At 47.6% G+C, this 5,233-nt stretch carries 5 protein-coding genes and 1 pseudogene; all 6 read right to left on the minus strand.

Annotation, left to right across the window (positions count from 1 at the left end; translation table 11 throughout):
* A partial coding sequence (locus B3Z75_RS07410; RefSeq protein ID WP_294069412.1) for a GDSL-type esterase/lipase family protein occupies positions 1-515 on the minus strand: 515 nt, incomplete at its 3' end.
* Between the two features lie 9 nt (positions 516-524).
* Entirely contained in the window at positions 525-1,181 is a 657-nt protein-coding gene (locus B3Z75_RS07415) for a GDSL-type esterase/lipase family protein (RefSeq protein WP_294069420.1), read from the minus strand.
* Positions 1,182-1,389: 208 nt separating this feature from the next.
* Positions 1,390-2,568: an AGE family epimerase/isomerase gene (locus B3Z75_RS07420; RefSeq protein ID WP_414702878.1), complete on the minus strand. Its 1,179-nt coding sequence runs from the start codon at positions 2,566-2,568 to the stop codon at positions 1,390-1,392.
* Positions 2,569-2,891: 323 nt separating this feature from the next.
* Positions 2,892-3,023: pseudogene (locus B3Z75_RS07425) on the minus strand (AGE family epimerase/isomerase); the annotation flags it as partial.
* An 11-nt stretch (positions 3,024-3,034) separates the two neighbouring features.
* Positions 3,035-3,787 (minus strand): nucleotidyltransferase family protein, encoded by a 753-nt coding sequence (locus B3Z75_RS07430; protein WP_294069423.1) that lies wholly within the window; start codon positions 3,785-3,787, stop codon positions 3,035-3,037.
* On the minus strand, positions 3,784-5,205 hold the full coding sequence (locus B3Z75_RS07435; RefSeq protein ID WP_294069541.1) for a RapZ C-terminal domain-containing protein: 1,422 nt from the start codon (positions 5,203-5,205) through the stop codon (positions 3,784-3,786). Before B3Z75_RS07435 ends, B3Z75_RS07430 begins: the two co-directional genes overlap by 4 nt.
* Between the last annotated feature and the right edge of the window lie 28 nt (positions 5,206-5,233).

Consider the following 5,233-nt stretch of genomic DNA (forward strand, 5'->3'; position numbering starts at 1 on the left):
CCGGTCACCTTCGCCACCCGCTCGATCTCCGCCTGCACCTGATCGTACCACATTCGGGTACTCGACTTGAATCGGGGATGCCAGCTGAAGATGGGTGTCATGCGGCAGATCCACACTTTTGCAGCTGGATTTTTCTCCTGGAACGAGCGGATCAGTTCTATATAGTCTTTGGTGAAGTCGTCCCGGAATTTTGGCCAATTGCGCGGATCGGTATCGTTCAGTCCCAGGTGGATCACCACGATGTCGGGTTCGAAGGTGAGCGCCTTCTCGTATGCCGGCATCTTCCGGTAAGGGTTATGCCCTTTTTGTAGCAGGGTGGCCCCGCTATGGCCGAAGTTCTCCACCCGGTAGAAATCGCCCAGCAGCCGCTGCAGCTGGGCCGGATAAGTGTTTGCCCTGTTCTCAATCTTGTAGCCAAAGGTGACCGAGTTCCCCACACAGGCCACTTTCACCGGTTCTGCAGTGAGCAGCGCCGGAATAAGAAGCAAAACAAACAGTATTCTTTTTTTTATCATTCTACACGTTTACAGATAAGGTTTTACAATTTTTGCCCACTTCAGATAGCCCTCACCCATCAGATGCAGGCCGTCGTTGCTGTACAGGGTATCGAGTTTGTGTGTCCCGGGGATGACAAGATGGTTGTACAAATCAATATAGGTGATGGCGTTTGTATCGGCCATTTCTTTCAGGCTTTTATTCAGAGAGTGGATAATTTCCCCGTGTCTGGTGTGTCCATCAAACATGCCGTAGCAATTATTGACGGGAAGGATGCTTTGCAGATATATGCCTGTATCGGGAGACTCGTTCTTGATCTTCTTCGTGATTTTACCGATACATGCCACGATTGAATCGGGTGGGGTGCCCCGTGCAAGATCGTTGATGCCAATCATCAGAAAGATTTTATCCGGTTTTCCTTTCACGAGCGGATCGAGCCGGTCGTAGACACCCTCGCAGATGTCTCCGCTGATCCCCCTGTTTTTTACGCGAGAATCGCCAAACAGTTCAGCCCATTCCCCGCCGTTGGAGATGCTGTTGCCAACAAAGAGGATATCCTCTTCCGACACCGGCAACTTCTCGAACAAAGAAGCACGCTGATAGTAAAAGGTTGAATAGTCTCGTTTCTGGGCAACAGTTGTTGATGTAAAGAACGCAACGAAACAGAGGATTAGAAATTTTTTCATATGACTAAAATATTTATTTTCAATGGTGTCATATGGAACTCGCTTTAGTCATGATCATGCGTGATAATGATTATCATGCTCGTTTCATATGAATACTTTTGTATTGGATGCGTTGTTCTCCGTGAAGATGGGATGACGCATTGCTTATTTTGAAAGAAATCCAAAGATAGCTTTTTTATTTCAAAATGTTTTCTGCCTTTGGTGAGAGTCATTTTCCTGCTTCGATGCTTTCCATTATTTTCCAGCATTGGTATAGTCCTCTTGGCACGTGGAAGCATCCTTTCCATTTTCCGCCTTTCAGGTCGAGCAGCACCTCTCCCCTCCTGTTCAGGTATCCCCACCATTCGGGATACTCCGGATCTTTAAAATGGCTCCAGGTGTAGTCGTGTACTTTTTCGAACCATTGAAGGCATGCTTCGGATCCGGTTAACTGGTAGCCTTTCAGCAGCGAGATCAGGGTCTCCACGTGTACCCACCACAGCTTCTGATCCCACTCGAGCTGTTGGGGTGGAAACCCTTTCCGGTCCATAAAATAGAAAATACCGCCGTATTTTTTATCCCAGCCATATTCGAGCGTTTTGAGCGTTGTCTCCACCGCTTTTCCGATCAGCTCCGGCCTGTTCATCCGCTTGCCCAGGTCCATGATAAACCACATTGCCTCGATGGCGTGTCCCGGATTCATGAGCCTGCCGTCGAAGGAGTCGGAGAGCGTGCCGTCTTCGTGTACGTTTTCCACGATCAGGCCGCCCAGCTCGGGGCGTAAAAAGACCTCCATCACCTCGTGAATGCACTCTTCCATGGTTTGGTCCAGAAACTCTTTATCGAGCAGATGCTCAATTTCGAGCGAGAGGTTGCAGAGAATCATGGGCAGGGAGAATGATTTCAGGTCTCGCGTTCCCGGATGAGCCTTGCTCCATTTTCCCTTCGGGTTGTCCCTTTTTGAGAGGACGATGTCGAATGTTTTTTTTGCGATCTCTGCATACTCTTCGTTTCCGGTAGCCTTGCTTAGTTGCCCGAATGCCATGGTGGCGAAAGTGTAGGAGAAGATGCTGTAGGGTTCAACGACCGGCTTTCCTTCCCGGGTCAGGGAGAAATACCAGTTCAAGTTGCCATCGTGACCGAATTTTTTTAGGAACTCTCCGCCCTGAACCGCGCAATCAAGCCACTCCTTTCTCTTTTCTACCTTGTTGTACAGCATGGAGAACATCCATACCTGTCGCCCCTGGAGCCAGATGAACTTGTCGGTGTCGTAGATGTTTCCCTGCCGGTCGAGGCAGGTGAAATAGCCCCCATAAGCGAGATCCTGCGAATGGGTAAGCCAGAAAGGAAGTATATTCTCGAATAATTCGTCTTTGTATTTTGCGCTTACAATGTTAAAATTAATCATTTGTGATGGCGTTGTTATAATGTAAAAAATAAAAACAAATTTCAGGATGAGTCAATTAGTATTGTATATCTACGCAAAATAAACACAACTATTTCATAAACGCAACAGATAAAATAAATATATTAATTAAATAACGGGTATTTAATGATGTTTAACGCGACGTATGGCTTGTGTTTCGGTCGATTTTAGTTAAATATGTGAAAATAATGTATCTCGGCTTTGGTCTTACTGTGTGTTGTCCAGTTTTATGATATCGTCAGGCTTAGTTCTTAAAAAATAATATCCCGGTTCATGGTGGAGTATGTCTCCGGGGGAAGCTGATGCTTTCCCTGCCGGTCGAGGCAGGTGAAATAACCCCCATAAGCGAGATCCTGCGAATGGGTAGGCCAGAAAGGAAGTATATTCTCGAATAATTCGGTTTTATACAGTCTTCCCAGTTTATCAAGATGTGTCATATGGCAGGTTATTATGTATAATGATGAAACCGACCCGGTATTGGGAAATTTTGGGCTTCCTCCAAAGAGTTGAGTTTTCCCACATCGATCAACTGCAGGTCCCGGGGAATGAATGCGGCCAGTTTCTCTTTGCTACAGATGGATAGGTAAAAATCAATGATAGAGAAGTTGTCCGGAAAATTTTCCATATAACGGAAAGCCGAAGGTTCGACTATTTGAATCCCCGAGAAAGCGAACTTTCGGTAGCCTGACGGATCGAAATCAGGAAGAGGAGATTTTACTTCACCGGTTTTTTCGTTGATCCATCCTTTCAGGTGTTGATTACTGTCGAACAACAGGTAACGTAATGTCTCCCTGCTGCTGCATACCAATGTGGCGGGAGAGTGGGTCTTCAGGTGAAAGGTATAAAGATTGCTGAGATCAACATTGGACAGGATATCGACATTGTGTACCAGGAACGGTTTATTGTCGTCGAAGAACCAGGATGCTTTTTTGATACCTCCACCCGTGTCGAGCAGCTTCTCCCGTTCGTCTGAAAATTCAATCCGGATATCAAAACGATTGTTTTCTTCCACAAAATCGATGATTTGCTGGCCAAAGTGATGGATGTTGATGATGATCTCATCGAACCCCGACTGTTTGAGCTTTTCTATGATGTGCTGCAGCAAGGGTTTTTCCCCCACCGATACCAGTGCTTTGGGGAGGGAATCGGTCAGAGGCTTTAGTCGTGTGCCGAGTCCCGCGGCGAAGATCATTGCTTTCATTGTTTTCTGAATTCCTGTTCCAGGTTTTGTTCCCGGTGAATCAGCGATACTTTTACCCCGAATTTTTTTGAGATATGTTCCGCCACATGCTGGGCGGCATAAACCGACCTGTGCTGGCCGCCGGTGCATCCGAAAGAGATCATCAGGTTGGTGAAGTTGCGTTCCATGTAACGCTTCACATGCTGATCGACCAGAGGATAGATGGCATTCAGGAAGGTCACTATTTCCCCGTCGTCCTCAAGAAACTTTATTACCGGTTCATCCAGTCCGGTCACGTTGTTGTACCGTTCATATTTTCCCGGATTATTGATGGCACGACAGTCAAACACATAGCCGCCTCCGTTGCCCGAGGCATCGTCCGGAATGCCTTTCTTGTAGGCAAAGCTGTAAACCCGCACCTCCAACCCCCGTTTGCGCGAATCGGCAAATTGTTTGAGGTCGGTCATCTTCTTCAATAAATTGCACATATAGGGATATTCATCAAACCCCTCCTTCAGCAGTTCACGCAGGTTGTCCAGAGCAAAGGGTACGCTCTGGATGAAATGCGGTTTTTTCTCAAAATATCCCCTGAAGCCGTATGCTCCAAGCACCTGCAAAGTGCGAAAGAGGATAAACTGACGCAGTTGTCTGAGAAAGTCACCCTCCTCCACGGGGCGGTATTTCCGCAGCGCGGCAATGTAGGTCACGATCAGTTCGTCGCGCAATTCTGCCGGGAAGTTGGCTTTCGCCTGCCATAGGAACGATGCCACATCGTAATAAACCGGCCCTTTTCGTCCCCCCTGGAAGTCGATGAAGTAGGGGACATCGTTCGATAGCATCACGTTCCGAGACTGAAAGTCGCGATACATGAACGTATGGGAACCGTCTTTCAGCAGGATCTCTGCCAGCTTCTCAAAATCGTTTTCGAGCAGGTCTTCCCTAAAATCCATGCCGGTGGTCTTGAGAAAGCTATACTTGAAGTAATTCAGATCCCACATCACAGAGCGTCGATTAAACTCAGGCAACGGGTAGCAGACACTGAAATCGAGATTACGGGCTCCGGCATATTGAATATCGGGCAGCAGGGAGATGGTCTTGTGCAGCAGCTCTTTTTCGTCGTGACTGAACACGCCGGTCAGCCTGCCACCCTTGATGGCATCGAATAAATGGGTATTTCCCAGATCCTCCTGCAGGTAATACATCTCGTCTCCCGATACGGCAAGTACTTGCGGAACATTCAGCTGTTGTTCCCCGAAATGCTTTGCCAAACGGATAAAGGCCCTGTTCTCATCGCGCGACTCCCCGTGTACACCGATAAGGGAGATGCCGTCGCGCTGAAGCCGAAAGTATTTTCGGTTGGAGCCCGACGAGGGCATTGCCTCCAAATCGGGATTACCTTTTCCGGTATAATCAGTAAAAAGCGAGATGAGTTGTTGCATGTTTAAAAGGTTGAACGTTTTTATATTT

The sequence above is a fragment of the Proteiniphilum sp. UBA1028 genome (assembly GCF_002316955.1).
Lineage (GTDB): Bacteria > Bacteroidota > Bacteroidia > Bacteroidales > Dysgonomonadaceae > Proteiniphilum.

Coding starts and splice junctions, on each gene's coding strand:
- B3Z75_RS07415 (WP_294069420.1), bottom strand. CDS start 1,181: ATGAAAAAATTTCTAATCCTCTGTTTCGTTGCGTTCTTTACATCAACA.
- B3Z75_RS07420 (WP_414702878.1), bottom strand. CDS start 2,568: ATGATTAATTTTAACATTGTAAGCGCAAAATACAAAGACGAATTATTC.
- B3Z75_RS07430 (WP_294069423.1), bottom strand. CDS start 3,787: ATGAAAGCAATGATCTTCGCCGCGGGACTCGGCACACGACTAAAGCCT.
- B3Z75_RS07435 (WP_294069541.1), bottom strand. CDS start 5,205: ATGCAACAACTCATCTCGCTTTTTACTGATTATACCGGAAAAGGTAAT.